This window comes from Nitrosomonas eutropha (genome assembly GCF_900116685.1).
Taxonomy (GTDB): domain Bacteria; phylum Pseudomonadota; class Gammaproteobacteria; order Burkholderiales; family Nitrosomonadaceae; genus Nitrosomonas; species Nitrosomonas eutropha_A.
This window is the reverse complement of the sequence record NZ_FPBL01000004.1, coordinates 54,073-69,722: the sequence shown is the minus strand read 5'-3', so window position 1 is coordinate 69,722 and position 15,650 is coordinate 54,073. Positions and strand designations below refer to the sequence as shown.

The window sequence follows — 15,650 nt, the reverse complement described above, 5'->3', positions numbered from 1 at the left end:
ACTTAAATTCCAAAGTCACTCAACACTACCGGAGTCAGCATACATACCCAATACCTTGCCGACAACCTGATCTATATTGAGGCCAGTTGTATCCAGCAAACGTGTATCCTCACACTGTTGCAGTGGCGACGCAGCACGCTTGCTGTCACGCCCATCACGCTCGTGAAGAGCCAGGACAAGATTCGCGATGTTAGCATTTATTCCCTTCTCCATCAACTGCTTATGGCGCCGACGCGCGCGCTCTTCTTCATTGGCAGTAAGATAAATTTTCAAAGTGGCGTCAGGAAAAATGACCGATCCCATGTCGCGTCCGTCAGCCACCAGACCCGGTAGTTTGCGGAAATCCCGTTGGCGCCCCAGCAGCTCTACTCTGAGCGCAGAATATTGTGCGATTTTAGAAGCATACTCTCCGCATGCTTCTGCGCGGACTTCATCACTTACATCTTCCCCGTCCAGCCGAATTGATGAATCTATGAAAGACACATCCAGACACCGGGCAATACCAACCACTCTTTGCTCATCACCGGCATCTACATTGCGCTTCATAGCAGCCAGCGCCACCAGACGATAAAGTGCACCACTATCAAGGTAATGAAACCCGAGCGCCTGTGATACAAGACGGGCGATTGTACCTTTCCCTGATGCGGAAGGACCATCCAGTGTAATTACCGGAACATATTGATTTTTCATGATTCACTCGATCCAAGCAAGATACTTCCGGCATTTAAATTGTTGCTTGTAAAATTCGGGTTCAATACACTGCTGGAAATTATTGGTGTGTAATTGCTGCGAATTTTTCAAAATAATCCGGGAAAGTTTTAGCCACACAATGCGGGTCATTGATGCGCACTGGTGCGCCCAGGGATATCAGGGAAAAGCACATCGCCATCCGATGATCGTCGTAGGTATCGATCACTGCATTAGCCGCCAAAGAACCGCCCGGTGGCGTGATCCGCAGAAAATCATCGCCAGATTCCACTTGAGCACCCAGCTTGCGAAGCTCTGTTGACATCGCAGCGATCCGGTCTGTTTCCTTGACTCGCCAACTTGCTATATTCCTGAGCGTAGTTGTCCCTTGCGCAAACAATGCGGTTGTAGCCAGTGTCATGGCAGCGTCAGGGATATGGTTACAATCAAAATCAATCGCCTTTAAAACCTTACCGCCAGGCCCACAACCTGGGGCACTGGATTCTATCCAGTCACTCCCTATTTTGATACAAGCTCCCATCGCTTCTAACGCTTCAACAAAACGAATATCTCCCTGACAACTATCGCGCCCCACGCCATCAACACGCACCGATCCACCTGCTATAGCTCCAGCAGCAAGAAAATAGGAGGCAGACGAGGCATCCCCTTCAACAGCGATCTTTCCCGGGCTGCGATAAATCTGATTCCCCGGCACGATAAAACGCAGCCAGGATTCCTGTTCAACCCGTACGCCAAAATGGGCCATTTGCGCAATGGTGAGCGTTACGTAGGGTTGCGAGATAAGTGTACCGTTAACAATGATGGTTGCTGGCTCACCAGCCAGAGGCAGCGCCATCAGCAATCCGCTGAGAAACTGACTGGAAATATTTCCATTGATAAGAATATCAGCTGGGTGGATTGCAGCCGGATGGATCTCCAATGGAGGAAAATGCTCTCGCTCAAGGTAGGTAATTACAGCCCCAACTTGACGTAACGCATCCACCAAATCGCCAATCGGCCGCTCATGCATACGTGGCACACCAGAGAGATAATAATGACCATGCATCAATGACAGTACCGCAGTTAACGGACGAAAGGCTGTTCCGGCATTGCCCAGAAACAGTTCAGCTTCTTTTACGGTAAATCCTCCACTGCACCCCGTTATCAGATAACGACCTTCATCAGTGCGAGTAACAGCTATCCCGAGCATCTTTAGAGAATCCAACATCCGCTCAGTATCATCAGATTCGAGCAGATTGCTAATTACGGTAGTACCTTCAGCAAGTGCAGACAACAGAAGAACACGATTAGAAATACTTTTCGAACCCGGCAAACGCACCTTACCTGTTGCACAACGAACCAGAGGAAGATCAAGCCATTCCATAAGCTAGCGACCTTCTACCAGCAAAAGGCAAGAACCAATCAAGACACAATAATTTCTTTTCATTCGTTCAACAATAGTTGATTCAGCTTCGTGAATCATTTTCAAATTAGGCAAATGTACATTAAAGTGGTAATTCTGTTTTTAGATTATTTAGCCGAATTCTACCCGCTTAGGCTCCGGATATTTTTTGTACCGACAACCCCTAGAATCTGTTCAATATCTCACTGAAGGGCGCATTACGGCGTTGAAATTGAACTAAAAATTCTCATATACTTCACAAGTATGCTCTGCTTTCTTGTTTAATTTTGCCTTGCACTGTATCCCTTGATCAAGATCTTGAACAGATCCTTATTGAATGACTTACCTATAAATTAACAATTCACATCTGTCACCGAAACATTAACGCAACCGACCCTACTAAAGCCACCTCAGATCAAATACAATACAACCCTTTTCTTATAATAACTTTATTCATATTCAACGAGGTTAACTGATGGAAGATACCGCACCAATAGCCAACTTGCTTTATTCGATACTGGCCCTTCCGATTGCCTTCATGGTTCTCTATTGGGTTAAAATTCGCAAAGACCGGCACCGTAATGAATCCGGAGAAATGGAATACAGGAGCCTGGGACACGCACTATCTTTCTTCGTGGTCGAAGGACTTGCGCTGGTAGGCAGCCTGTCCATCCTTATCACTGCTATTTCAGGTATCGTTCGCTATATTATTTATATATATGGCTAACCTGACGCCTGTTCCGGAAACACACAAAAAATGAAAGATATCTACCGGTCAGATCAAGAAACTGCTTTGCCGGTTTCCGGAACAGCGTCAGCACGCTTGCTCTTTATTTTTTTCTGCTCAAACTCAAATCCGATCTTGCCTTCCGGTCCTACAACCAAGTAAGCAGAAAAAGGCCGCCCTTTCTTGGAAATAAATCCTGTCAACAAATCGGTTCTACCCGTCTGAAGCAGTTTGATTACCTGTTCCGTATCGATAGCACGATTCAGAATAATTTTTCCAGTTCTGAAACTGCAGGAGGAGCTTGTACCTACCGCCTTCTCACAAACATAAAATAACTTGTGTTCATATACAGAATGGCCACACTGAGGACATTTTCCAAGCGTGTGTTGCGCCGAAAAATCGACCTCCTCTTCTGTTTGAGTGGCTTCATTGCCAAAATCAAACTTCATTTCATGATCATCCGTCAACCTGACAAGAGCGTTGAATGCACGCCCCATCTTGCTTCGAAAACCTGACAAAGGACCAACCTCGCGGGTGGAAATCAGAGTTTCCATTTCATTTACCTCGAACTGCCGTCCTGCCAAAATCTTCCACAACGCAAAATCACATTGCTGACATTGAAATTTTTTATAGGTTTCCTTTATTACGCCACTGCATTTAGGACAAGGCACCTGGAGAGTTGCAAAATCTCCGCTGATAGTCTTACCCCGATGATTTTTAGCTTGCTCGACGATATGATGGGTCATCGTGGCAATCTTCTCCATGAAGACATCACGCTTAAGCTGGCCCTGCTCAATTTGACGTAACTTGAATTCCCAGTCTCCGGTCAACTCGGGTGAAATCAGCTCGGGAACCTTGATTCCCCGCAACAAAGTCACTAGCGAGAATGCCTTGGCTGTCGGTTGCAACTCCCTTCCTGCACGCTCAACATAATTTTCATGAATCAAGCCTTCTATGATGGCTGCACGTGTAGCGGGTGTACCCAACCCTTTAGCACTCATGGCTGCACGCAATTCTTCATCTTCCACCAGTTTTCCGGCACCCTCCATCGCGGATAACAACGTGGATTCGTTATATCTGGCAGGGGGACGCGTTTGATTGGCAACCGCAGTCACTTCCTGGGCCAGAACTGCTTCGCCCGGTGTCACTGCCACCAGCACTGACTCTTCTTCCTGCCCCCGGACAGATTCCACCTTGCCATAAACAGTCTGCCAGCCAGCATGCACCAAAACCTTGCCTTCCGTTTTAAAAGGTTCATCTTCCACCCTTGTAATGCGGGTGGTGATCAAAAACTCGGCCGCCGGATAGAAAATTGCCAAAAACCGTTTGGTTACCAGATCGTAGAGCTTCTCTTCCGCTTCATTGAGCTTCTTTGGAACAAGCGCTGTAGGGATAATCGCAAAGTGATCTGAAACCTTTGCATTATTGAAAATCCGTTTATTCGGTTTCACCCAGTCAGATTTTAAAATCTGACTGGCAAACTGATCATAATGTGATTCTTTTAGCGCCTGCAGCGTATCCCTGACTGTTTCCGGATAATCTTCAGGGAGTGCACGCGAATCAGTACGAGGATAAGTCAGCACCTTATGTTTCTCGTACAAGGCCTGAGCAAGTCCTAGCGTCGTTTTAGCAGAAAAACCAAAACGACTATTGGCCTCCCGTTGCAGACTGGTCAGATCATATAGTAAAGGACAGTTTTCCCTGGCCGGTTTGCTTTCTTCGGAAACAATCCCGGTTCGCCCATGGCATTTATCCCGAATCGCTTCAGCCCTGGCATGATCCCAAATCCGATCCGCTCTGGATTCAGATTCATCCTTACGCTTGCTGAAGCTTTCATCAAACCACTTCGCTTTATAGGAGCCACTTTCTGCCTGAAAAACAGCATGAATCTCCCAATAGTCCCTGGCCACAAACTTCTTGATCGCCTCTTCCCGTTCAACCAGTATGGCAAGTGTAGGCGTTTGTACACGCCCGACTGTCGTTTTATGAAATCCGCCTTCTTGCGAGTTGAATGCAGTCATGACACGTGTGCCATTAATACCCACCAGCCAATCCGCTTCAGAACGGCTGACGGCTGCATCTGCCAGAGGCTGCACTTCGCTATCTTCCAGTAGATTTGTAAAAGCTTCCCGTATGGCCACCGGTGTCATAGATTGCAGCCACAAACGTTTAATCGGTTTTTTGCTGCCGGTATGACGCACGATATAACGAAAGATCAGCTCACCTTCACGCCCTGCATCGCAGGCATTAATTAGCATATCAACATCTTTGCGCTTGATCAGCCTGCTCAACAGTTTGAGGCGATCCATAGTTTTCTCGATCGGAGCAAGATCAAAGCGTGGAGGAATAACGGGTAAATGATCAAAACTCCATTTTCCTCGCTTGACTTCATATTCTTCCGGAACAATCAGTTCCAGCAAATGCCCGATTGCAGAGGACAAGACATATTCATCACTCTCGAAATAGTCACCCTGCTTGGTAAATCCGCCCAGGACACGCGCTATATCATTAGCAACAGAAGGCTTCTCAGCGATAATTAGTTTTTTACTCATAAGGTACTTATAAACTGCTACAGACACAATGAACAACTGACACACGAGCTACGTCAGTCGATCAAATTATCCGATTTCCTGGCTGCTGGTCATAAACGGGTTTGATGAAAAGAGTGCCTGCAAAACATCAGTGCCGCTGGTGGGAATCACTGACTACAAATAATTTTTCGATGGTATTGCTGTCAGCCAACTGATTCTGAATCCAGAGATCAAACAGCACCACCAATTTTATCTTTTCCACGCTGGAGGTATCACCATCCATACGGATGACCCGGTCGATTAACAATTCACGTTGCAACGGATTAATGACACCAGCCTGTTCAAGAAAAAAAATAAATCCGCGTCCTTCCGTATCAATAATCTCCATTTCTTCTTTTGTAAAATGGCGCATTGAATTACTTTCAGCCAACCCAGCCAGATAACCTTCCGCATCGTGATGAGAAAATTCGGATAACCAGTCAAGTGCCAGCGTAATTTCTTCATCATCAAAGCCAGCCATGGTTAATTTCCGGGTCAACGTAGCAGGATCCGGATAGTTTCCGGTATCGAAGTAATTTTCAAACAAGTAAACAAGAATATCGAACATAGCCCACCCTGCAGCCTCAAATTAAAACCACTATAAGACACTTGAAACAGGGTAACGAATACCACCAAATACTCGATGAATCAGCGAACACGTTGGTATTTTCCCCCGGGAAGACTACCAATCCTGCCTTCCAATTCCAAGGTCAACAGCATGGCGGATACCATCTCAACCGTCAAGCCACTGCGTGTACAAAGCGTATCAATATCGATGGCATCATAGTCAAAATATATTAGTAGCCCGGCATCATCAATGCAATCACCATTTGTACTTGCCGATCCACCCGTTTCATTATGATCAGCCCGAGTGGATTCGATTTGCTGTACCGGCTGATGATTCAACTCATCCAGAATATCCTGAATATTCTCAACCAGTTTTGCGCCCTGTTTAATCAATGCATGACAGCCTTTTGACAGAGGAGAATGAATGGAACCGGGTATTGCCATTACATCACGCCCTTGCTCTAGCGCCAGCCTGGCAGTAATGAGTGATCCGCTATACAACGTAGCTTCCACCACCAGACATGCATGACACATACCGCTGATGATACGATTTCTGCGCGGAAAATTTTTGCTCATGGCGGGCACCCCCAAGGGAAACTCGGAAATCAAAGCACCCTCATCTGCCAACTTATGGGCAAGTTCACGATTCCTGGAGGGATAGACCAGATCAAGTCCGGTGCCAACAATAGCCATGCTGGAAGACGCGCCGCGCAACCCGCCCTGATGGGCCGCTGTATCAATACCTTGCGCCAGACCACTGACCACACAGAATCCTGCGTTACTGGCAGCCTCGGCAAAGGCATCGGCATTTGCAAATCCCTGCGGCGTTGCATTGCGACTGCCGACAATTGCCAGGGCCGGTCGCGCCAAAAATTTCCGCTGGCCTTTAAAATACAGGATTGGAGGGGGATCAGGGATATTGAGCAGAAGTTCCGGATAATCTGGATCTGCCAACGTAATCAATGAATTAAGCGGATTTTGCAGCCATTCAATAGTTCTGGCAAATTTATCCTCATCCACTTTGCGCTGAAAAATACTGGTGGCAACTGTTTTTTTTACGATACCTTCAAGCGCCTGCTGGTTTGCAGCAAGTACCTCAGCCGGATCGCCAAAAGCGACCAGCAATCGGCGCAAGTTTCCACTCCCCACACCCTCTGTCAGGCCAAGGCGCAGCCAAGATTCAATATCCCGGTCAATCTGCATAGAAAAAAGCTCACCCCGATAACAACTTTAAGTAACTGAAAAGCTGTATTGCAAAAATTAACACGCGGGCGAGTATAGTAACTTTACACCGCCTTGTCAGGGCGTTTTTACGACATCTGCCACCTTGATTGACCGGGTACTCTGCATAATCAGTGCATAGGAAACCGTGTCAAATACACGGAAAACCAGTGCCAAACCCACCCGCTCATCAGGTAGATTAATCTGCTTTCCCTCATGCGACCGAATGTTATTCTCGTGATAAACAGCCAATACATGCCCCGGCTCAATACCGCTGTTGCCCCCCAGATTAAGCGTGACAATCATATTCTCGCCAATTTCATTCACTCCACCATAGACTGAAATGATTCGACCGGCCACAGAAAAATCAGGGGCATGCGGCAGGTAATTGTCTATTTTTGCCGATGAAAGCGGAAGCAGACGATCTCCTTTCAGAATTTCCTGTACTGAGCGAGAAATTCTTGCGGTACTGATAGCTGCAAAATCAGTAATTTCAACAGTCCCCAGATAAACTGCTTCATAACCCAGGATGCGATTATCGCGATCAGGATCAGTCAACGCCTTCCCGTCACGAAACACTTGCCAGATCACACCCTGATCAACAGGCAGATCACGTATATAAATTTTGTCACCAGTGCTCAGAATCACCCGATCATCACTTGCTCCTAAAATAACAGGTGCTCCATCCAATCTGCCCTTTTCAATTACCAGTGGCTGACTCAGAAAGGGTTCAATTTTCTCGGCTGGAATACTGGGAATGGCCCGCATCGATGACTCCTCAATGCGAATCCCGGGAAAAAGGCGGACTGTACCTTTTTCACCTGCCATTCTCAGACGTCTGCCATACAAAGTATTTTCCACGATGATGACATCTCCTGGATAAATCCGATGCGGATTTCTGATCTGCTCACGGTTCATCTGCCAGATTTCAGGCCAGCGCCACGGTTCTCTGAGAAACCGGGAAGCAATTCCCCAAAGCGTATCACCGGGAACAACCTGATAACGCTCAGGTGCATTCTCTCGCAATCTGGTTTCGCCAGCCGCAGAAGACAACCCGGAAAACAGGCTGATAAACAAAATCGCAGATATAATTGTCAAAGTACGCATAAGGGTTCTTCATCTCCATCAAGGTACCCGGAAGAGTAAAGTTATTTTGTTTGTTCCGGACGAGCCACAAAATCACCAGACTGGGCAGAGCACCGGGTTAATCATAAAAATTGACCGGTACACAATGATAGAGCCTTCCCCAAAAACTCCAGTATTTGAACTATGCAAATTTGTTATGGCAATTCTGAACATACTTCGATATCCCGATGAACGGTTGCATAAAATTGCAGCCGCCGTGCCATCGGTCACTCAGGAAATACGCACCCTGGTCAGCAACATGGCTGAAACCATGTATGCCGCTGCTGGTGTTGGTCTGGCAGCCACCCAGGTGGATGTACATAAGCGAGTCGTTGTTATTGACACCTCCGAAATCCGTGATGAACTGCTGGTTTTAATCAATCCGGAAATTATCGCCAGCATAGGAAAATCGGAAGCACAGGAAGGCTGTCTTTCCGTACCCGGTATTTTTGACAAAGTTTCCCGTGCCGAGCAGATTACTGTCCGAGCAACTGATATTGACGGAAAATCATTTGAAGTGGATGCAACCGGATTGTTAGCGGTTTGTATTCAACATGAAATGGATCATCTTATCGGTAAGGTATTTGTCGAATATCTGTCACCTTTCAAGCAATCCCGTATTCTGAGCAAGCTAAAAAAACAGGCGCGTAAACAAATTGCCTGACCAGATCCAGCGAGCACGGTCACGCATGAAAATCATCTTCGCAGGCACTCCCGTTTTTGCGGCGCAAGCCCTGGAAGCATTACAAAAATCAGGATTCGATATCTCCCTAGTCCTGACCCAACCGGATCGACCGGCTGGACGCGGCATGAAACTACAGGCAAGCCCAGTCAAAATACTGGCGCAGCAATACAACACTCCGCTGTTACAACCAGAAACATTAAAGTCACCGGACATACAAGCACAACTTGAAACACTCAAGCCTGATGTAATGATTGTCGCGGCCTACGGACTAATATTGCCAGAAGCAGTATTACGTATTCCGCGTCACGGTTGCATCAATATCCACGCCTCCCTGCTGCCACGCTGGCGTGGCGCCGCCCCTATTCAACGCGCTCTTTTGGAGGGCGATGCAGAAACCGGTATTTCCATCATGCAAATGGATCAAGGGCTGGATACCGGAGCGGTTCTGCTGAAACGCGCGTTTCTCATAAAGCCACATGACACCACAGCCACCCTGCATGACAAGCTAGCTGATCTGGGTGGTCAATGTATTGTGGAAACCCTGATATTGCTGGACCAGGGCAAACTGACTCCCACGTTACAGGATAATGCAAATGCCTGTTATGCAGCAAAAATCAGAAAAACCGAGGCCGAGATCGATTGGACACGTGATGCCGCTCATATTGACCGGATGATCCGGACATTTAATCCGTATCCTGGTGCATTTACCAGCCTGCATGGAAGTATGATCAAACTGTGGCAAGCCAATATCGTCAATCGCAGCGACACCCACCAGACCGGTGAAATTATTGCTGCTGACCACAACGGAATAATCGTGGCATGCGGACGAGATACTTTATCCATCAGCATTCTGCAAAAAGCGGGTGGGAAAAAACTGACTGCTGCACAATTCCTTGCCGGACACCCTTTACAACCTGGAGAATATTTCCAGAAAACCACACAGGATCACCTGTGATTTCTCTTAAAAATGATTGAAATTCAATTGCTTGCTATACAGGCAATCGGGGAGGTTTTTGCAGGTGCCAATCTGAACGAAGTATTGCGTAACATCTGGCAGATCAATTCCCGACTTACGTCCCAGCAACGTGGCGCCATTCAGGACATTGCCTATGGCACGCTCCGCCATTATGGCCAAATCGACGCCATCCTTCACAAATTATTAAACAAACCGGTACAAGACAAATCACTTCATTACCTGTTGACAATCGCGCTCTATCAGCTTTGTTACAGCAAAGCCCCGGTACACGCCATCGTCGATCATGCCGTGTCATCTTCCCGAAAAATCACACGCAATCCTGCCGCATCGGGATTGATCAACGCTGTGTTACGTAATTTCATGCGCCAGCGCACTTCGTTGCTTGATCAAATCAAAGTCAATGAAGTCGCCCGCTATTCCTATCCGCAATGGTGGATTGACAAACTGCGTCAGCAATATCCGCAGGACTACGAGGCCATTCTGCTCGCAGGCAATGAGCACCCTGCTATGATTTTACGCGTTAATTCGTTACGCACCTCGGTGAATCATTATCAGGCAATGCTGGATGCTCAGGGTATTGGTTCTGAATGGTTGGGAGACAACGCCCTGCAACTTATCAGGCCGGTCGCTGTGGAAAAATTACCCAAATTTTCCGAAGGACTGGTGACTATACAGGACGCCGGTGCACAGTTTGCCGCTCCCCTGCTGGATGTCAAAGCAGGGATGCGCGTGCTGGATGCTTGCGCCGCGCCAGGCGGGAAAAGTACCCATCTGGCTGAGTTGACTGAAAATATCAAATTGACGGTGCTGGACAAATATGAAGATCGGCTTACCAGACTGACAGAAAATTTCTCTCGCCTGCAAATAACTAATTATCAGTTGATTTGTGGTGATGCAATGCATCCGTCGCAATGGTGGGACGGCCAATTGTATGATCGAATTCTGGCTGATGTCCCCTGCTCCGCTTCAGGCGTGGTCAACCGCCACCCGGATATCAAATGGCTCAGAAGACCAGGTGATATAGGTAATTTTGCACAGGTACAGACAGCCATACTGAATGAATTATGGCTATTATTGCAGCGTGGAGGAAAACTGCTGTATGCCACCTGCTCCGTATTCAGCGAAGAAAATAACCTGGTTGCTGAAAAATTCCTGTCAATCCATCAGGATGCCAGCAGGTTGCCCTGTTCCCACGAAGAAATTAACGACGGCCAACTGCTGCCGGGGCCGCACCATGATGGCTTCTTTTATGCCCTGTTCCAAAAAAACTGACATGTACGCTGTCATAAGGAATTCCTGGCTCAGCATCGTATTTCTATTGTTAATCGCACTGTTTTCATCAACCACGCTTGCCGCCAAAGGACATATAGAAATAGAGTCCTTCCAGCTTAAAGAATCAGGCGAACGCTTTTATATCGATGTCCAGGCTGACATTGGTTTAAGTAAAACGATGAAGCAAGCCCTGAAAAAAGGGGTTGATCTTTATTTCGTCACCCGGCTTTTGATTATGAAACCGCGCTGGTATTGGCTGAATGAAGAAGTCGCTCGCTATAAAGAAAGAACCACGCTCAGCTATCAGGCGTTAACCAGGCAATATCGCCTGGTTCAACACGGCCAGTCACAAAATTTTCCAACGCTAAAAGCTGCATTACAGGCTTTGGGACACCAGTCAGATCTTTTGATCAGGGAACACACCCCACTCCTCCCCGACACTACCTACACCGCAGTTCTGCAGGTATGGCTGGATGTCTCACGGCTATCTAAACCGTTTCAACTGGAATGGCTTGATACCCAGGACTGGAACCTCAGCTCCGAAAAGAAAGTCTGGCAGGTTACATTTCCGCCTGCCCCCGAAGCCGACAACGAATCTGATTATCGCTAGAGCCCGTTTATGAAATACGTTATTTTCGTTGTCGCGGGATTAAGCATCATCATGCTATACCTGTTAGCTTCAGCCGGGGCCAATACCGAATTTTTTGAGCGTCATTACCGCTGGCTGATTGTTAGCATCGTAATTTTTCTGCTGCTTCTGATCGGAATCGTTGTATTTTTGCTCGGACGATTACGGCGCAGACTCAAGACTGGTGTATTTGGTTCAAAACTAGCGTTGCGGCTTCTGATGGTTTTTTCCCTGATGGCCATTCTGCCCGGCGCGCTGGTGTATGGTATTTCAGTACAGTTTTTGGGAAAAAGTATTGAATCCTGGTTTGATGTCAAAGTGGATCGCGCACTGGAAGGCGGGCTAACGCTGGGGCAAACGATACTGGATAATCTGTTGGAGGAATTGCAGAAAAAAGCACGGGGCGCCGCAATCGATCTGGCTGAACCGTCATCATTTCCTTTGACCGTCTTGAATCAGCTTCTGATTCAATCACAAATACAGGAAGCTACCCTGTTCAATCAGGATGGAAAGGTCATTGCCTTTACCGGCCTGGATGATACCGTATTGTTTCCCGAAATCCCCAATACAGAAGCGATGCGGCGCATCCGGATGCAAAAGGATTACAGCGCGGTCGAAACACTTGCGAATAACACGCTGTATCTGCGAGTGCTTGTTCCAGTCAACATACTAAGTGCCAACGAAGACATCCGGGTGCTACAGGTACTGCAACGGGTGCCGCAATCCATCGCACACAACGCGGAAATTGTCCAGGCTGGCTTTAGTGATTATCAGGAATTAATGCTGTCTCGTCAGGGATTAACTCGGCTGTACAGCGTAACATTGACCCTGGCCTTGTTGCTTGCTCTGTTTTCCGCACTGGCCGGTGCATTTCTGATCAGCGAAAAATTAAGCGCGCCACTGGGATCATTGGCAGAAGGAACACGCGCCGTAGCTCAGGGTGATTTCAGCCGGCGACACCAGATTCACAGTACCGATGAATTCGGTATCTTGACTGAATCATTCAATCTCATGACTGAACAACTGGAGGCCGCACGCACCATCGCACAGCAGCATCAACAGGAAATTGAAAATGCGCGTGCCTATCTCGAAAATATTCTGGCCAATCTGTCATCAGGTGTTATCGTCTTTGATAAAGTATTGAGAATACGTGCAGTCAATCAGAGTGCAGAGCAAATACTGCAAATTCCGCTGACCAATTTCGAGGGATTAACCATAGAAGAATGCGCCAAACAGGAAGCGGGATTGCGATTATTAGCCGGAGAAATAAGAAGCGGTTTTGATTCTGAAGAGGTTGGTGAATGGCAACGACAAGTATTGCACTTCAATGCAGATAAGGAGCAGGTACTGCTTCTGCGAGGTTCGCGCCTACCCCAGGCATCCGGTGGCGGTGGTGTTGTAGTATTCGACGACATCACCAGCCTGTTACAAGTCCAGCGTACTGTAGCATGGGGAGAAGTAGCGCGACGCTTGGCTCACGAAATTAAAAATCCGCTTACCCCAATCCAGTTATCCGCCGAGCGTTTGCAACATAAGCTGATCAACAAACTCGACGAAGCTGATGCCAGAATTCTAAAGCGTTCTACAGAAACAATCGTGAACCAGGTTGAAGCCCTGAAAAAAATGGTGGACGAATTCCGGGAATACGCACGGGTACCTGAACCCGAGTTATACCAGGTAGATATCAACCGGCTGGTACGGGAAATACTGGCGCTTTATCAGACAACTGACAACACAGAAAACGAATCGCCACTGCCGCCAATCACTATAGAATTGGCAGGAGAGCTTTCCCCCGTCAGAGGAGATCCGGCGAGGCTGCGTCAAGTCATTCACAACTTGCTGCAGAACGCACAAGATGCACTGGTCAATATAAAAGAAGCTGCTATTACTGTTCGGACAAGATCCGTTAATAACGGAATTGAACTGAGTGTGACTGATAATGGCAAAGGATTCCCGGAACAGGTCAAAACACATGTATTTGAGCCTTACGTTACAACCAAGCCAAGAGGTACCGGGCTTGGGTTACCGATTGTCAAAAAAATTGTGGATGAGCACGGTGGTACTGTCAAAATACAAAATATTCAGCCACATGGTGCACAGATTTCAATCATTCTGCCCGCATTCCTCCACAACAGTCCGCGTGTTTCATCTGAGGCAACGCATGCCTGAGATACTCAATAATCCCATTGCAGATTGCAAAATAAATCGGTTGGCATTTTACAAAATTTTGCACATGGAAAACATGCAAGGCACAATGATAGAGACAACTACTCTCTGCCCAAAGCAGTTGGTCGCTATTTACAGAATCGAAAACTGTTAACAACGAAGCCCCGGGATAACACCCGACTATAAGACTGGAATCAAATCTGAATCTACGCCACAACAATCCAATCGCAAACAGGGATGGATACTACCCAAAGAAACACATTCTCGTACCTCAGTCACATGAAAGGATATGGAACACATGGCCAATAATACTATTCTCATTGTGGACGATGAACTAGGAATACGCGAATTGTTATCCGAGATACTGGGGGATGAGGGTTACAGCGTTGCACTGGCGGAAAATGCAGAACAGGCGAGAAACTACCGCAGCCAGACACGCCCCGATCTGGTATTGCTGGATATCTGGATGCCGGATACAGATGGCATCACACTGCTGAAAGATTGGGCAAATAACGGCCTCCTGACCATGCCGGTCGTCATGATGTCCGGCCATGGCACAATTGATACAGCAGTAGAAGCAACTCGTGTCGGTGCAGTTGGTTATCTGGAAAAACCGATTCCGCTGCAGAAATTACTCAATACGGTCGGACAGGTCATGCGCGGTGGCAGACAACATAAATCTTCTCCGGCCATTTCCCTATCCCATCTGGGACACAGCGGATTAATCACAGAGCTGCGAAAAAAACTGGAGCAGGTGGAAAACCTTAAAATTCCCATCTTGTTAACCGGTGAGCCGGGGGTTGGCGTGGAACACTGCGCACGATTCCTGCATCGCCCCAACACGGCCTGGATTGCTCCGGAATCCTGTTCATTCCTTGCAGAAAGCCCTTTGGCACAATTGGAACAGGCAAAAGGCGGATTACTTTTCCTCGGAGAAGTTGGAGATCTCAGCAAACTGGAACAGAAAGGCTTGCTGCTGCTGCTCGGTAAGCTGGAGCAATATGGTGTGCGACTGGTTTGCGCAACAACACGCTCTCTGGCAGAGCTGACGGCGCAGGGAGCCTATCACCCAAAATTGTTTGAAATACTGAGTAATCTCTGTATCAATATCCCTCCCTTGCGTGCTCACCGCGAAGATGTACCGGAAATAGCCAATCAACTGCTTTCAAGCTGGATTGAATCCGGAGAAGTACCCCTCATGCATTTCAGTACAGCTACACTTAATGCACTGCGCAATTATGACTGGCCGGGTAATCTTGCACAGCTGACAAGTATCGTGCATTCACTGGCATTAACCTGTGCGGATGATGAAATCTCTATCGATGCTGTACAACAGGCCCTGGCATTCTCCTCACGCGAAGCAGTATCTGATGTTTCAGATATCCCGCTCAACATATCGCTGCGCGAAGCACGAGATATTTTCGAAAAGAATTATTTTGAGAAGCTGATCGAACAGGAAAACGGCAATATGACTCGTGTTGCTGAACGTGCAGGCCTGGAACGCACTCATCTTTACCGGAAAATCAAAACATTGGGTATCAAGCCACGCAGCCAGAATTATTAAAAGAACACGGAACTGGAGAAAAATCTTCAATGCCAACTGAATACGAGACAATATGAAAAT

General features: G+C 47.4%; 13 protein-coding genes. 7 read left to right on the top strand and 6 right to left on the bottom strand.

The features are described 5' to 3' along the window. Positions 1–15 precede the first annotated feature (15 nt). Both cmk and aroA read right to left on the bottom strand, forming a co-directional pair. Positions 16–690 (bottom strand): (d)CMP kinase, encoded by a 675-nt coding sequence (gene cmk, locus BM331_RS05990; RefSeq protein WP_074927945.1) that lies wholly within the window; start codon positions 688–690, stop codon positions 16–18. A 79-nt stretch (positions 691–769) separates the two neighbouring features. Beyond that, positions 770–2,071, bottom strand: coding sequence for a 3-phosphoshikimate 1-carboxyvinyltransferase (gene aroA, locus BM331_RS05985; protein WP_074927943.1), 1,302 nt, complete (start codon positions 2,069–2,071; stop codon positions 770–772). A gap of 493 nt (positions 2,072–2,564) precedes the next feature. Between aroA and BM331_RS05980 the strand changes: the two genes are divergently transcribed. Beyond that, positions 2,565–2,816 (top strand): hypothetical protein, encoded by a 252-nt coding sequence (locus BM331_RS05980; protein ID WP_074927941.1) that lies wholly within the window; start codon positions 2,565–2,567, stop codon positions 2,814–2,816. A gap of 53 nt (positions 2,817–2,869) precedes the next feature. Here the strand turns inward: BM331_RS05980 and BM331_RS05975 are convergent, their stop codons facing one another. The 4 genes from BM331_RS05975 to BM331_RS05960 all read right to left on the bottom strand — a co-directional run bounded on the left by BM331_RS05975 (position 2,870) and on the right by BM331_RS05960 (position 8,281). Continuing rightward, positions 2,870–5,368, bottom strand: coding sequence for a DNA topoisomerase III (locus BM331_RS05975; protein WP_074928175.1), 2,499 nt, complete (start codon positions 5,366–5,368; stop codon positions 2,870–2,872). 127 nt (positions 5,369–5,495) lie between these two features. Next, the gene (locus tag BM331_RS05970; RefSeq protein WP_074927939.1) at positions 5,496–5,954 is read right to left on the bottom strand and encodes a Smg family protein; all 459 of its coding nucleotides are present in this window, start codon (positions 5,952–5,954) and stop codon (positions 5,496–5,498) included. Positions 5,955–6,034: 80 nt separating this feature from the next. Then, positions 6,035–7,156, bottom strand: a complete 1,122-nt coding sequence (gene dprA / locus BM331_RS05965; protein WP_074927937.1) for a DNA-processing protein DprA — start codon at positions 7,154–7,156, stop codon at positions 6,035–6,037. A gap of 96 nt (positions 7,157–7,252) precedes the next feature. After that, positions 7,253–8,281, bottom strand: coding sequence for a LysM peptidoglycan-binding domain-containing protein (locus BM331_RS05960; protein ID WP_074927935.1), 1,029 nt, complete (start codon positions 8,279–8,281; stop codon positions 7,253–7,255). 175 nt (positions 8,282–8,456) lie between these two features. On the opposite strand from BM331_RS05960, the gene def reads away from it, so the two are divergent. From def to BM331_RS05930, 6 genes are all read left to right on the top strand, one after another. Next, positions 8,457–8,963: a peptide deformylase gene (gene def, locus BM331_RS05955; RefSeq protein ID WP_074928171.1), complete on the top strand. Its 507-nt coding sequence runs from the start codon at positions 8,457–8,459 to the stop codon at positions 8,961–8,963. 25 nt (positions 8,964–8,988) lie between these two features. Continuing rightward, complete coding sequence (gene fmt, locus BM331_RS05950; RefSeq protein WP_074928172.1) at positions 8,989–9,939, top strand: methionyl-tRNA formyltransferase; 951 nt, start codon at positions 8,989–8,991, stop codon at positions 9,937–9,939. Positions 9,940–9,951: 12 nt separating this feature from the next. Continuing rightward, on the top strand, positions 9,952–11,232 hold the full coding sequence (rsmB, locus tag BM331_RS05945; protein WP_074927933.1) for a 16S rRNA (cytosine(967)-C(5))-methyltransferase RsmB: 1,281 nt from the start codon (positions 9,952–9,954) through the stop codon (positions 11,230–11,232). A 1-nt stretch (position 11,233) separates the two neighbouring features. Beyond that, positions 11,234–11,842: a DUF4390 domain-containing protein gene (locus BM331_RS05940; protein WP_074927931.1), complete on the top strand. Its 609-nt coding sequence runs from the start codon at positions 11,234–11,236 to the stop codon at positions 11,840–11,842. Positions 11,843–11,851: 9 nt separating this feature from the next. Further along, entirely contained in the window at positions 11,852–14,029 is a 2,178-nt protein-coding gene (locus BM331_RS05935; protein ID WP_074927929.1) for a sensor histidine kinase, read from the top strand. Between the two features lie 295 nt (positions 14,030–14,324). Beyond that, positions 14,325–15,590, top strand: coding sequence for a sigma-54-dependent transcriptional regulator (locus BM331_RS05930; RefSeq protein ID WP_074927927.1), 1,266 nt, complete (start codon positions 14,325–14,327; stop codon positions 15,588–15,590). Positions 15,591–15,650 lie beyond the last annotated feature (60 nt).